This window comes from Streptomyces sp. NPDC107500, from assembly GCF_055582785.1.
Genome location: NZ_JBVJPF010000010.1, coordinates 312,991 through 327,567, shown reverse-complemented (window position 1 = coordinate 327,567; position 14,577 = coordinate 312,991). Strand labels below are relative to the sequence as shown.

Below are 14,577 nucleotides of genomic sequence, written 5' to 3'. Positions count from 1 at the left end.
CTTCGTCCTTGTCGGGATCGGGAGGGGATCAGGAGAGAAGCAGGGAGGATGAGAAGGGGGCGGGCTCAGCGCGCGACGGGAAGGGCGTGCTCCCACAGGCGGTCCGCGGCGGCCGGGTCGACCGACCACTTGGCGACACCTGCCATCGGGTCCGGGCCGCCGTCGACGACCGGCGACTCCTGGTTGTCCTCGAAGTACCGCCCCGTCACCCCCTTCACCAGGGGTGAGGCGGCCAGCAGGGCCGTGGTGGCCGCGCCCTGCGCGGGGGTCTTGTAGAAGTCCGGGGTGAGCAGGTTGCCGTCGGCGTCCATGGCACCCAGGGCCTTCATGGTCGCGTCGTCGAGGTGACGGGTCAGATTGGTGTGGATCCATCCCGGCGCGCAGGCGTTCGCGGTGATGCCGTGCTCGGCCCAGCGGCGGCTGATGCCGGTCGCGAGCAGTACGTCGGCGGTCTTGGACTGCGCGTAGGCGAGGAACGGGTCGTAGGGACGCCGCTCGAACTGGGGGTCGTCGAAGTCGAATCCCGCCCTCAGCTGCGCGCCGGAGCTAACCAGGACGACGCGCGGCTCCTCGGCCCGCCGCAGCGCGGAGTGCAGACCCAGGGCCAGGGCGAAGTGGCCCAGGTAGTTGATGGCGAGCTGCATCTCCCAGCCCTCGGCGGTGACCTGTCGAGTCGGCAGCATCATCACGCCGGCGTTGGCCACGAGGGCGTCGACCGGACCGTCCCAGGACGCGCAGAAGGCGCGGACGGAAGCGAGGTCGGCGAGGTCGAGGGCGACCGCCCGGGTCCCGGGGAACTCCGCGACGAGCGGATCGGCGTCGGCCGGGTTGCGGGTGGCCACGGTCACCTGGGCCCCGGCGCCGGCGAGCGCGCGCACCGTCTCGACGCCCAGGCCCGAGGAGCCCCCGGTCACGATGATCCGGCGTCCGCTCAGGTCGACACCGGCGAGTGTCTCCGAGGCGGTCGCGCGCGGCCCGAAGGGGGTGGTTGTCAACGTCATGGTGTGCCTGCCTCGATCGATGAGGGATGGTCACGTCCTGGCCGGGAGACACCACAGAATCCGGACCACCTGGACGCCGTGGAACAACCATACACAGTGTTCATACATATCGTTCCACCCCCTGTTCCGATCGAGATACGTGTGCATCTCGGCCGGCGGTCGTTCGACATGCCTCACTTCCCGGGCCCGTCGCACGGGGTGGGTCAGAAGGTCAGGCTCCAGCGGTCCAGGTAGCCGCCCTCACTGGGCGCGATGCCGGGCGCGGCCGGCGTGTAGTCGGTGATCCTCAGCTTCCAGACGCCGTTCGCCGCGAGGGCGGAGGCGTCCACCGTGAACGTGTCGTGCAGTTCCGTTCCGGTGTCCCAGCGGAAGTCCTTGACCAGCAGGACCGTCCCGTCCGGGGCGACGAGCTGGATCACCTGGGCGCCGATGAAGGTGTGCACGAGGTCCACGGAGACCTTCAGCGCGGCCGGGGCGTCTCCGGTGCGGCCGGTGACCGTCAGCGGGGTCTCGACGCTCTTCCAGGGCGCGTAGTCGTGGCGGTCGGGGTCGACGAAGAAGTCGCCGCCGGACTGGACCACGGTCCAGTCGAAGGAGTGCCGGCGCTTCTCGGCGGCCGAGTTCGTGAAGGTGATCGTCGCCGGGAAGGTGCCCGCGGTGGTGGGGGTGCCGGAGATCAGGCCGGTGGTCGGGTCGATGGCGAGGCCGGCCGGCAGTCCGCTCGCGGCGTAGGTGACGGGACCGGGCCGGGTGGAGATGGCCGAGACGGTCCGGGAGACCGGCTGGCCGACGGCCGAGTCACGGGTGGACAGCGAGGTGATGGCGATGTGGTTCACGAAACGTGGGCCGACGTTGACGGCGGCCCACGCGTTGGCCACGGACTCGTAGGCGTCACTGCCGGAGCCGAACAGGTCGGTGGCAGCCTGGAGGGTGGCGGTGCGGGCACCGGCGTAGTCGGTGGTGCTGGTCATGTAGTGGGTCAGGGCCCGGTACCAGACGTTGGTGGCCTGGTGCAGGCCGATGCCGGGGACGGGGAGGCCGTCGTAGGTGGGGCTGTCGTAGTCCACGCCGCGGATCGTCTTGTGCCCGCTGCCCTCGGCGAGCAGGTAGAAGAAGTGGTTGGCGACCCCGGCGCCGAAGTGGGGGTCGACCTGGTGGGTCTGGGGGGTCCAGTAGTCCTGCGAGGTGCCCTTCTCGGAGGCGTCCTTGGAGGGCCGGTCCATGTAGCGCAGCGGTTTGCCGGTGCCGCGGACGTCGGCGAGTTCGCCGATGGTGTAGTCGGGGAGGTCGTCGTGGTCGTGGGCGGAGAACTCCACGGCGGTGGCCATGATGTCGCTGGTCGCCTCGTTGAGGGCGCCGGACTCGCCGGTCTCCAGCAGACCGGCGGTGGCGGCGGTGACGCCGTGGGTCATCTCGTGGGCGGCGATGTCCAGTTCGGTGAGCGGGTGCCGGTTGTCCAGGCCGTCGCCGTAGGTCATGCAGAAGCAGCTGTCCAGCCAGTAGGCGTTGGCCAGACCCGGGACGTGCACGCGGGAGACGGCTCCCACCCCGTCGTCCGCTATGCCGTTGCGGCCGAACCGGTCGTGGTAGAAGTCCCAGGTCGTGGCCGCGCCGTAGGCGGCGTCGACGGCCGCGGTCTGCGGGTTGTCGGCGGTGCCGTCGCCCCACTGGTCGTCGGCGTCGGTGAAGAGCACGCCGGAGCCGCCGTTGGTGACGTCCCGGACGCTGTTGCCGCCGTGCTGCGGGTCGACCAACTGGTAGGTGCCGTCGACGCTCCGGGTGCCGAGCCGGACGGTCCCGCTGTACTGGCTGTCGCCGGTGCCGGAGTCCACCTCGTCGTAGGCGGCGAGGCGGGTGCCGGTCGCGGCGTCGAGGACGACGTGCAGGCGGCTGGGCGTGCCGTCGGCCCGTGCACCGGAGACAACGTTGTCCCAGGCGAGTCGCGGGGTGCCGGACGCGGCCCAGACGACGCGTCGCGCGGCGCCGGCCGCCGCGTGGGCGACGTGCAGGTCCTCGGCCTGGGCCAGGGCACGGCCGCGGGCGCGGACCGCGCTGAAACCGTCGTGGACGGCGGGCACGGACAGCGGGGCGTCGAGGGAGTCGTCGATGCTCCGGCCGCCCGCCGCCCCCTGGTGCACGATCAGGTCGCCGCCCTCGACGGGCATGCCGTCCCAGGTGCGCCGGTAGCGGGTGTGGACGGTGCCGTCGGTGTCCTTCAGGACGTCCGCGGCGACCAGGTCCTCCGGAGCCGGGGCACGCAGCTCACGCCGGACGCCGGCGCGTTCGTCGGCGGCGCGGGCGAGCAGCCGCTCGCGTCCGCCGGGGGTGAGGGCGACCGCCTCGGTCCCGGACCGGGCGCGGGCCTCGACGAGCGCGGGCGCGGGGGTGCCGGCTGCGTGGCCCGCGGCGGGGACGGGGGCCGGCGAGGCGAGGGCGGGCGTGACGGAGAGGGTGAGCGCGCCCAGGATCGCCACCAGGACGGTGGCGGTGAGGGCGGGTACGGCGCGGGAGCCGACGGGTCTGCTCCGGCCTGCCGACGGTGTCGGCCGCTCCGCGCGCGGGGCGCGCCGGGGTGACGCGGTGAAGCGGGACATGACTCTCCTGACTCGGAACCGAACAGGGGCGGACGCTGCGGCATCGGAGCACCCGGTGGGGGGGTGGAGGGAGGTGTGACACAAGCGACGGGATCGTCGCAGGTCCCGGCCCAGGTGTCAGCATCCCGGTGACATGTGTTCGCATTCCGGCCATGGACAGGTCACGTCCGGGTGGAGATGTCCGGTCGGTCCACAAGCCCTTTTACGTGGCTGAAATCTCCGGTACGAGAGCGACTTTGGCCGAATCCCGTCACGGCGGCCGGCAGTCGTCGGCCGCGGTGGCGCCGGTGCGCGGCCGTCCGCGCGGGCGGGACGCGGCGTTGCACCACGGGCCCGGCGATTGCTAGCCTCCTCGGCGTGCTGATCGAAGTCGACAGAGCCTAGCCTGAGCCCACCGCCCCTCGGTCCGGCCCAGGCACCTGGGACGTACTCGCCGCAGTTCTCCACTCCGGCACGGCGGAAGCGCGCTCACCTCGCCCTCGCCCAACGGCTCCGACCTCAACGGCCCGTTCCCGTGCCGAGCACACATCCCCACCGCGTCAGCGCGCCCTTGTCCGCCCGGGACACGGGTGTGTCCCGCGCGTGTGCGCACGTCCGCCGGACCGTGCCGTGCCCTCACACCGGCCGGAGCGATGCCCCATGTCATACGGAAACGGAACCATCGCCATGATGAACAGAAAGTCCCGTTCTCGGGTACGCCACCGCCGGGCCCACTGGAAGGCAACCGCACCTCTGCTGGTGAAGTGCCCCAACGCGGCCTGCGGGCAGCCGACCCCGCCGCACGCCGCCTGTGCCCACTGCGGGATGTACAAGGGCCGTCAGGTACTGCCCCCGTCCTGACCCGCGCCGACTCCTGCGGGCCGGGTCCGCGCACACCTGCGGTGCGGACCCGGCCCCGGTGCTCGAACATGTCGCGGTCACACTCAGCGGTCATGGCACCATGGCACAGACGCGGCCGGACGCGGACGTGGGCACGGACGAGCCCGGCGAGATGTGGTCGTCGGGTGTGAGCGCAAAGGAGACGCCCGGTGACCGAGTCGGCAGCGTCGAGCCACCGCGGCCCGGCACACGAGGCGGTATCGGCGGCCCTCGCCCGCGCCGCCGGGATCGAGGGGCTGCACGCGTTCGTCACGCTCGCCTCCGGGGCGGGACTCGACGAGGCCGCCCGCCTGGACGCCCGGGGCGGCCGCGGCCACTGGTGCCTCGTCGTCAAGGACAACATCCATGTCGCGGGCCTGCCCAACACGGCGGGCACCCCCGCGCTGGCCGGTTTCGTTCCGGACGCCGACGCGCCCGTCGTGGCGAGGCTGCGCGCGGCGGGAGCGATCGTGCTGGGCAAGACCAACATGCACGAGCTGGCACTGGGGGCGACCTCGTGCAACCCGACCTTCGGTGCCGTGGGCAACGCGACCGACCCCGGCCTGTTCGCCGGAGGCAGCAGCGGCGGTACGGCGGCCGCGGTGGCCGCCGGGGTCACCGACGCCGGGCTCGGCACCGACACGGGCGGTTCCGTCACCGTCCCGGCGGCTCTGAACGGTGTCTATGGCCTGCGGCCCACCGCCGGGCGGTACCCCTCCGCGGGCGTCACTCCGCTGTCGCCCACGCGGGACACCGTCGGCCCGATGGCCCGCACCCTGAGCCGCCTGTCGGCCCTGGACACCCTGATCACCGGCGAGACCGGGCCCCACGACGACCCCGACCGCCGTCTGCGGCTGGGCCTGCCGCGGCAGGTGTTCGCCGAGGACCTGGAGGGGCCGGTCGCGTCGGCGTGGGAGGAGGCGGTCGCGCGTCTCGGCACGGACCGGACCGAATGGGTCCCGGTGGACACGGCACACCTGGCCGCGTTCGACGCCCGCGTCGGCGTACCCCTGGTCCTCGGAGAGTTCGCCGCCGCCTTCGACCGCTATCTCGGCCTCCACCGCACGGGCCGTACCCTCGCCGAGGTCCTGGCGGACGTGGGCGACCCGGCCGTCGCGGAGATGCTCCGCGCCGGCGCGCCGCCCACGGGTGCGGCGTACGCCGGTCCCGCCGCGCTGCGTGCCGCGCTCGCCGAGCGCCTGCTGATGCGGGACGCCTACGCCGGCGTCTTTGGCGACCACGGCCTGGACGCGCTCCTCAGCCCCACGGTCCCCGTCTGCGCCCGACCGCTGCTCCGGTACGAGCGGACGCTCCCGCTCAACGGCCGGGAGGCGCCCACGTTCCCCACCCTGATCCGCAACACCTCCCCCGCGGCCACCGCGGGCCTGCCCTCGGTGACGGTTCCCCTCCCCGTGACGGCCTCCGCCCCCGTGGGCCTCCAACTCGTCGGGGCTCTCGGAACCGACCGGGAGCTGCTGAACGTGGCCGCGCGGGTCGACGGGCTGCTGCGGGCCGCGCGGTAGCCCTCGGGGCCCGCCCCGGCGGCGGCCGCGACGGCCCCGTCCTCCGTTCGATGACTTACCCGCACGTCCCGTCCACCGCTTTCGCGAACGACGGCACAGTCAAACGACGGACGCCCCACACCAGACTTCAAGTCATATTGGGAGGCATAAAGGAGAAACAACGACATTCACGAAGGAAACAACATGGCTCGCACATGGTTGATCACCGGCGCGTCCCGAGGTTTCGGCCGCGCCCTCGCGGAAGCGGTCCTGGAGGCGGGTGACCGGCTGGTGGCGACGGCCCGCCGACCGGAGCAGCTGGAGGACCTGGTCTCCCGGTACGGCGACCGGGTGCTGCCGGTGGCCCTGGACGTCACCGACATCACCGCCGCCCAGCACGCCGTCCAGTCGGCCGTGGACGTCTTCGGCACGCTGGACGTGGTCGTGAACAACGCCGGGTACGCCAACAGCGCTCCCATCGAGGAGATGGCGGAGGACGACTTCCGCGCCCAGTTCGAGGCGAACTTCTTCGGCGTCGTCAACGTCACCCGGGCCGCCCTGCCGGTGCTGCGCGGGCAGCGGTCGGGAACGTTCGTACAGTTCTCCTCCCTCGGCGGACGAGTCGGCGGCACCCCCGGCATGGGCGCCTACCAGAGCGCGAAGTTCGCCGTGGAGGGCTTCTCGGAGGTCCTGGCCAACGAGACCGCCCCGTTCGGCGTCAGGGTCGTCATCGTCGAGCCGGGCGCCTTCCGCACCGACTGGCAGGGTTCCTCGATGGAGCTGCACGCCGTGGGCCCCGACTACGAGGGAACCGTCGGCGCCATGAACACGTACCGGGCGGAGAACAACGGCACACAGCCCGGTGACCCGGTCCGCGCCGCCAAGGTCCTCATCGACGTCGTGAACGACGACGATCCGCCGCGTCGGCTCCTGCTCGGCGCCGCTGCCGTGACCGCCGCGCTGGAAGCGGGCGAGGCCCGCGCCGTCGAGACCCGCAAGTGGGCCGCGGCCAGCGGCGCCGCGGACTTCCCGGCCTAGGCACCTGCCCGGCAGCACCGTCCCGGCCGGCTCCCGCCTCCCCGGCACAGCCGCCCCCGGGCGCTTTCCGGTGCCCGCTCACCGGGCCCGTCCCGTTCCTTTCCGTCCTCTGCCCCACCCACACGTCATCCCGAAGGGAAACACACCATGTCCCCCAAGACCTGGCTCATCACCGGCGCCTCCAGCGGGCTCGGCAAGGCTCTCGCCGAACACGTCCTGGCGGGCGGCGACCAGGTGGTGGCGACCGCCAGTTCGACCGCCGCCACCACCGAGCTGGCCTCCCGGTACCCGCAGACCGCGCTGGCGGTGAAGCTCGACGTCACCCTGCCCGCGGACCGCGAGAGGGCGGTGCGGGCCGCCGAGGAGCGCTTCGGCGGCATCGACATCCTGGTCAACAACGCCGCGATCGACTTCGTCGGCGCGCTCGAGGAGCAGGAGGAGAGCGACTACCGCCGCATGTTCGAGGTCAACTTCTTCGGCGCCGTCGAACTCACCCGCGCGGTGCTGCCCGGTATGCGTGCCCGGCGCAGCGGCACCATCGTCAACGTGTCCTCGATGGACGGCCTGGCCAGTCTCCCCGCCAACGGCTACTACTCGACCACCAAGTTCGCACTGGAGGGCTTCACCGAGGCGCTCTGGCAGGAGATCGAGCCCATCGGCCTGCGCGCGATGATCATCCAGCCCGGTTCGTTCCGCACAGGCATAGAGAACCGGACGAAGGTCTCCGGCGAGGCGATCGCCGACTACGCCGCCACGGCCGGGGCCTTCCGCGCCATGATGGGCAGCCTGACCCCGGAGATGTTCCCCGGCGACCCCGAGCGGGCCGCCGAGGTGATCCAGCAGGCCGTGACCTCCCCCGAGCCGCCCCACTGGGTCGTCCTCGGCAGCGACGCCCAGCGCCGCATCGGCGCCAAGCTCGACCAGCTGCGTGCCGAGTTCGACGCCGGCAAGGACCGGGCGTTCAGCACGGACTTCCCGGGGGCCGCCGACAACGCGGTGCTCTGAACCCTCAGCTCCATCCCGGTGACGGCGAGAGGCGCAGTCGAGAGGTCGTCACGACCTCGAGTGCGCCTCTTGGCGTACCCGGGGTTCTGCCCGTCCACGCGTCCGCGCCGTCCGGTGCGACCCCGCGGCGCATCTCTTCGGAAGGAACGCACACCCGTGACGACGACACTGAAGGTCGGGGGCATCACCGTCACCGCGCTCAACGACGGATTCAACTACCTGCCGAGGATCGCCTACGCGGGCCTCGACTTCGACGCCCACCCCGGCCTGCTGGACGGCGACGGCACCTACCACATGCCCACCGCCTGCTACCTGGTGCAGACCGACGACCGTACCGTGCTGGTGGACGCCGGCACCGGGCCGGTGCGGCTGCCGTACCCGCCGCAGATGGCGGAGGCGGCCGGGTTTGAGCACGCACCCGAGTTCATCGCGGTCGGCGGTGCGCTGCCCGACGAGCTGGCCAGGGTCGGTGTGGCGCCCGAGGACGTCGACATCGTCTTCCTCACCCACCTGCACATGGACCACATCGGCTGGGTCGCTCCGAACGGCGGTGACCTGTTCTTCCCCCGCGCCCGCGTCCTCTACGGGGCGGCGGACTGGGACGCGCTGATCGCACCGGCCCCGGAGGGCGACCTCTCGCGCACCGTCATGGAGGCGGCCCGCGCGGCCGGTGTCCTGGAGCCTGTCGAGGGGGACACCGTGGAGGTGGCTCCCGGCGTCGTCGCCCACCACACCCCGGGGCACACCCCCGGCCACTACACGGTCCAGGTCTTCGACGACGGCCAGGAGGCCGACCTGCTCGGCGACGCCGTCCAGCACCCGCTGATGCTGACGGACCGCGGCATCGGCTTCCACGCCGACCTCGACGGCGAGGAGTCGAGGGCGACCCGCGAAGCGCTCTTCGAGCGGTTCACCGGGCGCGACGTGGCCCTCGGCATGAGCCACCAGCCCGGTCTCGACTTCAAGCGCATCGAGCGCGACGGGGACGGCCCTCGCTGGGTGAACGCGTGACACGGGGCTGTCCGCGGACAGCCCGAAACGCCGCGACGGCGGCAGGTGGCCGGGTCCACCTGCCGCCGTCGGCGGTTCTGGTACGGGCCGCGTCCCGCGCGGGGTCAGACGGTGATCGTCTTGTACTCGGTGTAGGTGCCGAGGCCGACGCTGCCGTACTCGCGGCCGATGCCGCTGGCCTTGAACCCGCCGAACGGGCCGTCGAAGGCGACCGAGGCACCGTTGACGGTGATGGTGCCGGTACGCACGCGGCGGGCGACGGCGAGGGCGTGCTCCTCGTCCGCGGACCAGACGCCGCCGGACAGGCCGTACTCGGAGTCGTTGGCGATGCGGACGGCGTCGTCCTCGTCGTCGTAGGCGATGACGACCAGGACCGGGCCGAAGATCTCCTCCTGGGCGATCCGCATGGAGTTGTCGACGTCGGCGAAGAGGGTGGGCGTGACGTAGTTGCCCTTCTCCATGCCCTCGGGGATCTGCGGGCCGCCGGTGACCAGGCGGGCGCCCTCCTCGATGCCGAGCTGGATGTAGTTGATCACCCGCTGCTGCTGGTCGGGGCGGATCATCGGGCCGATGAAGGTGTCGGGGTCGTCGGGGTCGCCGACCTTCAGCGACTCGATCAGCTCCTTCAGACCGGCGACGACCTCCTCGTACCGGCTGCGCGGGGCAAGGATGCGGGTCTGGGCGATGCAGGACTCGGCGTTGTTGAGCAGGGAGCCGAACTTGACGCCCGCGACGGCCTTCTCGATGTCGGCGTCGGGCAGGATGATCGCGGCGGACTTGCCGCCCAGCTCCAGGCTGACCCGCTTGAGCTGCTCGCCCGCGAGGGAGGCGATGCGGCGCCCGGCACGGGTGGAGCCGGTGAAGGCGATCTTGTCGACGTCCGGGTGCCTGACCAGGTACTCGCTGGTCTCCCGGTCGGCCGGCAGGACGCTGAGGACGCCCTCGGGCAGGCCTACCTGCTCCAGCAGCTCGGCGAGGAAGCCCATGCTCGGGGAGTTCTCCGGGGAGACCTTCAGGACCACGGAGTTGCCGGCCACCAGAGCCGGGATGATCTTCGAGGTGGCGGAGGAGAAGGGCGAGTTCCACGGGATGACCGCGGCCACCACGCCGACCGCCTCACGGCGCACCACGCTGCGCACGGGGGAGGCCGGGTCCGACGGGGTGAACGTCTCCTCCCAGCCGAACTCCTCGGCCGCCTTCAGGTAGGCGTTGGCCTGCCGGGTGAGACCGGGCTGTCCGGCGCGGGTGAACCAGCCGGCCGAGCCGTTCTCCAGGGTGATCAGGGCGGCGATCTTCTCGGCGTTCTCCTCGCGCAGCGCGTTGAACCGGCGCAGCAGGGCGATCCGCTCGGCGGGCGGGGTCAGCCGCCACACGCCCTCGTCGAAGGAACTCCGGGCCGCGGCGACCGCGCGGTCGATGTCGGCGGGCTGCGCCTGGGCGGCACGGGCGACCACCGACCGGTCGTGCGGGGAAACGATGTCCAGCAGCTCCGGGTCACTGGGCTCGACCCAGGAACCACCGATGAAAAGCCGGTCGTAGGTGATCATGCGCTTTCTCTCTTCCGTCTTCCACGCTCTCGGCCTGTTCGGACCAGGACCCTTACTCAACTGCCACTTCAATGTAGCACTTACTCTCGTTAGCTACACATAAGAGGCGCAGGAAAGCAAGAATTTTCCCCAAGAGCGATACTCTTGGGAGCATGAGAGCCGACGCCGCACGTAACCTCGAAGCCGTTCTGACCACGGGGGCGCGCATGCTCGCCGCCGACCCCGGTGCGAGCATCGCGAGTATCGCCGCCGAGGCGGGCGTGGACCGGCGCACCGTCTACCGGCGCTTCGCCTGCCGGGAGGACCTGCTCTCCGCGATCTACGAATCACGCGTCACGGCCATCGAGCGGGCCATCGAGGACGCCCGGCTGCGCGAGGCACCCGTCGCCGTCGCCCTGCACCGCTACGTCGAGAACATCATCACCGTGAACCGCACCTGGCCGGTCGACCTCACCCGCATGCTCGCGGACGAAGCCATCCGCCGGCGCCGGGACGCCTGCATGGCCGAGGTGGACGTGTTCCTGCGGCGGGCCACCGAGGAGGGCCTGCTCCGCCGGGACCAGCCGGAGGGGTGGGCGGGTCCGCTGCTGCCCGAGATGGTGAGCCTGGTGGCACACCGGCACGAGCATCTGTCTCCCGGACAGGCCGCGGACGTCGTGGTCGACACATTTCTGCACGGCGTCGGAGTGTCCTGAGGAGGTGTCCTGAGGAGGAGATCCGGTCGGTGACACGGCACGGGCCCGGTGGGAACACGTCCCACCGGGCCCGGCCGTTTCACCGCCGCCGTGGATCAGGCGGCGGGGAGTTTCCAGAGCTGGTTGTCACTGGCCGCGCAGGTCCAGATCTGGAGCTTGGTGCCGTTGGCCGAGCTGGGACCGGTCGCGTCCAGGCACTTACCCGACTGCGAACCCACCAGCTGGCCCTTGGCGTCCGACGCCCACTTCTGCGACGCGGCACCCGTGCACGAGGCGAGCTGCACCGGCGTACCACTGGCCGCCGCACCACCCGACACCGTCATGCACTTGCCCAGCGCACGCAGCGTCCCGTCGGCCGCCACCGTCCAGGACTGGCCGCTGCCCGTCCCGCACGCGTTCAGCTGGACCGCCGTGCCGTTCGCCGTCAACGACCCGGCCACCTCGGCGCACTTGCCGCCATAGCCGCTGATCACACCCGACGGACGCGACGACGGCACGTTCCACAGCTGGTTGTCCGACGCCGCGCACGCCCAGATCTGCAGCTTCGTACCGTTGGCCGAGCTGGGACCGGTCACGTCCAGGCACCTGCCCGACTGCGAACCCACCAGCTGGCCCTTGGCGTCCGACGCCCACTTCTGCGACGCGGCACCCGTGCACGAGGCAAGCTGCACCGGCGTACCGTCCGCCGTACCACCACCCGCCACCGTCATGCACTTGCCCAGCGCACGCAGCGTCCCGTCCGACGCAGCCGTCCACACCTGCCGCGAACCCGAACCACACCCGTTCAGCTGGATCGCCGTACCGTCGGCGGTCGCACCACCCGCCACCTCGGCACACTTGCCGTTGTAACCGGCGACACGCCCCGAAGGACCGGTCGGGGCGTCGGTGGGAGCCTTCCACACCATGCCCGCGTCACCCACGCCACAGGTCCAGATGATCAGCGGATTGCCGTCGGCGGTGGAACCGTTGGAGTTCTCCAGACACATCCCGGACCCGGCGTTGATCATGAACCCGTGCTCCGAGTCCGCCGTCCACTGCTGACCCCTGGAACCGTCACAGGCGGCGATCTGGACCTTCGTACCGTTGGCCGTGCCCGCGTTCTCGGTGGTCAGGCACTTGCCGAGGACGCGCAGCGACTTGTCGGAGGCGGCCGTCCACTGCTGGGTCGTGGCGGTGGAGCAGGTGTTCAGCACCACCTGGGTACCGTTCGCCACACTGCCCCCGGCGAGGTCGGCGCACTTGCCGCCCTGGCCGGTGATCTGGCCGGTGGGTCCGGTCGGAGCGGGCGTGACCGGCGCGCTGAGAGTGGTCGCCGTCCAGTTGTTGGCGTTGAGCGAACCGGTCGGGAACTCCAGCCGGACCTCGTGGTGGGTGCCCGCCCGGAACTGGAAGGTGCCCGCGTCGACGGTCGTGTACTTCTGCCAGTCGCCGGTGTTCGGCACGTCCATGGTCGGACCGGCGACGCCGTCCACGACGAAGCGGACCTTGGCCCCGTCGTTGGGCGTGGCGAGGCGCGCGGAGAGCTTCACCGTGCCCTGCATCGGCTGGCTCTTCCAGGTCAGGGTCTGACCTGCGGCGACGTCACCGACGTCCCAGCCGCCGCCGGTGTCGCCGGTGGGCTCGACGTCGAGGTCGCCGCTGCGGTACACACCGTTGTTGCCGGGGGTGGCACCGGTGTGCGCGTCGGCCGTCTCCGCCTCGATCTTGAGGCTTGCCGGGAACGGGTCCCTGGAGTACCGCCGGGTGATGTCGAGCATCTGGTTGGGGTAGTCGGTCAGCCGCTCCGCGTACGTGCCCTCGGCCGTACGCGCGACCAGCGCGTTCTCTTCCCAGTCCGTGAAGCCTTCGAGCAGCGTGATGTCCGCGCCGCCGTTGACCGTGGCGTCCAGCGTGCGGTTGAGGTGGTTGCCGTGGTCGGCGTCCATGACCATGTTGACGTCGTCGTTGACGACCCGGAAGCTCGGCGTCGCGACGCCGAAGGTACGGCCGTTCAGCGAGGCCGCGCGGCCGGTGAGCACCTTGAAGCCGTCGACATTGACCTCGGTGGCGGTCCTGCTGGTCACCTTGATGGTGTGCGTGCCGTCGGTCAGGCCGGACCTCTCGAAGACGTTCTGCTGGGTCTTGAGGGCGCTGCTGGTGTCGAGCCGCACGGATACGGGCGTGCCGCCGTCGATCGACACGTCGACGCTGCCCTGGCCGCTCGCGGTCCGGGCCAGGTACTGCACGCCGGTGCCGATGAAGGAGTACGTGACCGAGGCACCCGACTGCGAGGTGGTCTGGTACGTGTTCTTGTAGTCACCGGCGCCGTCGGAGGTCCGGTAGGCCCAGCCGTCGCCGAAGGTGAGCTGCCCGTTGTCGATGATCGGCTGGTAGGTGGCGTTGGACCAGCCGGTCGGCAGCTGGAACCAGTTGTTGACGCCGTCGATCTGTGAGATGACGGAGGGGTCCCGGTCGGGCCAGCTGCTGTCGACCACGTAGTACGGGTCGATGCCGAACTCGGCTTTCGCCCGGGAGCGGGCGTACTGGAGCAGCTTGGAGAGGTTGCCGTTGCCCTGGTTGGTGAAGGCGGGCGCGTTGGCGGACCACTCGTAGATCAGCGGGCGGCCGTCGACCTTGTAGAGCATCTCGGAGGGGATGCGCTGGAAGAACTCGCGCTGGTTCTGGTCCCAGAAGTACTTGTAGCCGCCCTCCCCGGTGCCGTCGGCGTCGCCGAAGTCGAAGGGGGGTTCGTAGCCGCCGGTGTTGTGGACCGCGCGGTTCTTCTTGTCGGTCAGGGTGGCCGGGGTGTCGTCCAGCGCGGCGATCTTGAGCTGGCCGGCGACGCCCCGGCGGTTGATGGCGTCGAGCAGCGGGGTGAGCGCGCGGGGGTCGCCGGCGCCGTCCGGCACCGCCCTGGCGGGGTCGAAGCCGCGCAGGTCGACGGCGACGAAGTCCACTCCGGCGGTGACGAGCTGCTCGACGTAGTTGTCCCAGAAGGAGGCCGGGTCGTCGGCCTTCGGCCGGTACATCGGCTGGTTGTAGTTCTTGTTGACCGGCTGGTCGTAGGGGCCGCCGGCCAGGGTCTCGGTGGAGAACCCGAAGGTGACGCCGACCGCGCCGTTCTTGCCGGTGATGCGGCCGGGCAGGACGGTGCCGCCGTCGACCACGATCGGGGTGTCGGCGGCGGTCGCGGCCGAGGCGGCGGGGACCGTGGTGGCGGTGCCCACGGCGGTCAGTGCCGTCAGGGCCAGGGTGAGGGCGGACGTGCCGGCGAGGGTCCGGCCGGGTCCGGTGCGCGGGGCGCGTCTGAGTCTGGAAAACACGTGTGTGCTCTTCCTGGTTTCCTT

10 protein-coding genes are annotated in these 14,577 nt (G+C 71.4%); 6 read left to right on the top strand and 4 right to left on the bottom strand.

What is annotated here, in order from left to right:
- Positions 1 to 65: 65 nt before the first annotated feature.
- Positions 66 to 1,001, bottom strand: a complete 936-nt coding sequence (locus tag ACZ67M_RS35230) for an SDR family NAD(P)-dependent oxidoreductase (RefSeq protein WP_469854078.1) — start codon at positions 999 to 1,001, stop codon at positions 66 to 68.
- 203 nt (positions 1,002 to 1,204) lie between these two features.
- On the bottom strand, positions 1,205 to 3,595 hold the full coding sequence (locus ACZ67M_RS35225; protein ID WP_469854077.1) for a M4 family metallopeptidase: 2,391 nt from the start codon (positions 3,593 to 3,595) through the stop codon (positions 1,205 to 1,207).
- A 639-nt stretch (positions 3,596 to 4,234) separates the two neighbouring features.
- On the opposite strand from ACZ67M_RS35225, the gene rpmF reads away from it, so the two are divergent.
- From rpmF to ACZ67M_RS35200, 5 genes are all read left to right on the top strand, one after another.
- Positions 4,235 to 4,435, top strand: a complete 201-nt coding sequence (gene rpmF, locus ACZ67M_RS35220; protein ID WP_469854076.1) for a 50S ribosomal protein L32 — start codon at positions 4,235 to 4,237, stop codon at positions 4,433 to 4,435.
- A gap of 188 nt (positions 4,436 to 4,623) precedes the next feature.
- Positions 4,624 to 5,976 (top strand): amidase family protein, encoded by a 1,353-nt coding sequence (locus ACZ67M_RS35215; protein WP_469854075.1) that lies wholly within the window; start codon positions 4,624 to 4,626, stop codon positions 5,974 to 5,976.
- A gap of 183 nt (positions 5,977 to 6,159) precedes the next feature.
- Positions 6,160 to 6,993, top strand: coding sequence for an oxidoreductase (locus ACZ67M_RS35210; RefSeq protein ID WP_469854074.1), 834 nt, complete (start codon positions 6,160 to 6,162; stop codon positions 6,991 to 6,993).
- Positions 6,994 to 7,140: 147 nt separating this feature from the next.
- The gene (locus tag ACZ67M_RS35205) at positions 7,141 to 7,998 is read left to right on the top strand and encodes an oxidoreductase (RefSeq protein ID WP_469854073.1); all 858 of its coding nucleotides are present in this window, start codon (positions 7,141 to 7,143) and stop codon (positions 7,996 to 7,998) included.
- A 156-nt stretch (positions 7,999 to 8,154) separates the two neighbouring features.
- Positions 8,155 to 9,009 (top strand): MBL fold metallo-hydrolase, encoded by an 855-nt coding sequence (locus tag ACZ67M_RS35200; protein ID WP_469854072.1) that lies wholly within the window; start codon positions 8,155 to 8,157, stop codon positions 9,007 to 9,009.
- 104 nt (positions 9,010 to 9,113) lie between these two features.
- Here ACZ67M_RS35200 and ACZ67M_RS35195 read toward each other — a convergent pair whose 3' ends face one another.
- On the bottom strand, positions 9,114 to 10,556 hold the full coding sequence (locus ACZ67M_RS35195; RefSeq protein ID WP_469854071.1) for an aldehyde dehydrogenase: 1,443 nt from the start codon (positions 10,554 to 10,556) through the stop codon (positions 9,114 to 9,116).
- Between the two features lie 206 nt (positions 10,557 to 10,762).
- On the opposite strand from ACZ67M_RS35195, the gene ACZ67M_RS35190 reads away from it, so the two are divergent.
- Positions 10,763 to 11,251 (top strand): TetR family transcriptional regulator, encoded by a 489-nt coding sequence (locus tag ACZ67M_RS35190; RefSeq protein ID WP_469854112.1) that lies wholly within the window; start codon positions 10,763 to 10,765, stop codon positions 11,249 to 11,251.
- A gap of 95 nt (positions 11,252 to 11,346) precedes the next feature.
- On the opposite strand, the gene ACZ67M_RS35185 is transcribed toward ACZ67M_RS35190, so the two are convergent.
- On the bottom strand, positions 11,347 to 14,553 hold the full coding sequence (locus tag ACZ67M_RS35185; RefSeq protein WP_469854070.1) for a DUF5010 domain-containing protein: 3,207 nt from the start codon (positions 14,551 to 14,553) through the stop codon (positions 11,347 to 11,349).
- Positions 14,554 to 14,577 lie beyond the last annotated feature (24 nt).

Coding starts and splice junctions, on each gene's coding strand:
- ACZ67M_RS35195 (WP_469854071.1), bottom strand. CDS start 10,556: ATGATCACCTACGACCGGCTTTTCATCGGTGGTTCCTGGGTCGAGCCC.
- ACZ67M_RS35230 (WP_469854078.1), bottom strand. CDS start 1,001: ATGACGTTGACAACCACCCCCTTCGGGCCGCGCGCGACCGCCTCGGAG.
- ACZ67M_RS35190 (WP_469854112.1), top strand. CDS start 10,763: ATGCTCGCCGCCGACCCCGGTGCGAGCATCGCGAGTATCGCCGCCGAG.
- ACZ67M_RS35225 (WP_469854077.1), bottom strand. CDS start 3,595: ATGTCCCGCTTCACCGCGTCACCCCGGCGCGCCCCGCGCGCGGAGCGG.
- ACZ67M_RS35210 (WP_469854074.1), top strand. CDS start 6,160: ATGGCTCGCACATGGTTGATCACCGGCGCGTCCCGAGGTTTCGGCCGC.
- rpmF (WP_469854076.1), top strand. CDS start 4,235: ATGTCATACGGAAACGGAACCATCGCCATGATGAACAGAAAGTCCCGT.
- ACZ67M_RS35205 (WP_469854073.1), top strand. CDS start 7,141: ATGTCCCCCAAGACCTGGCTCATCACCGGCGCCTCCAGCGGGCTCGGC.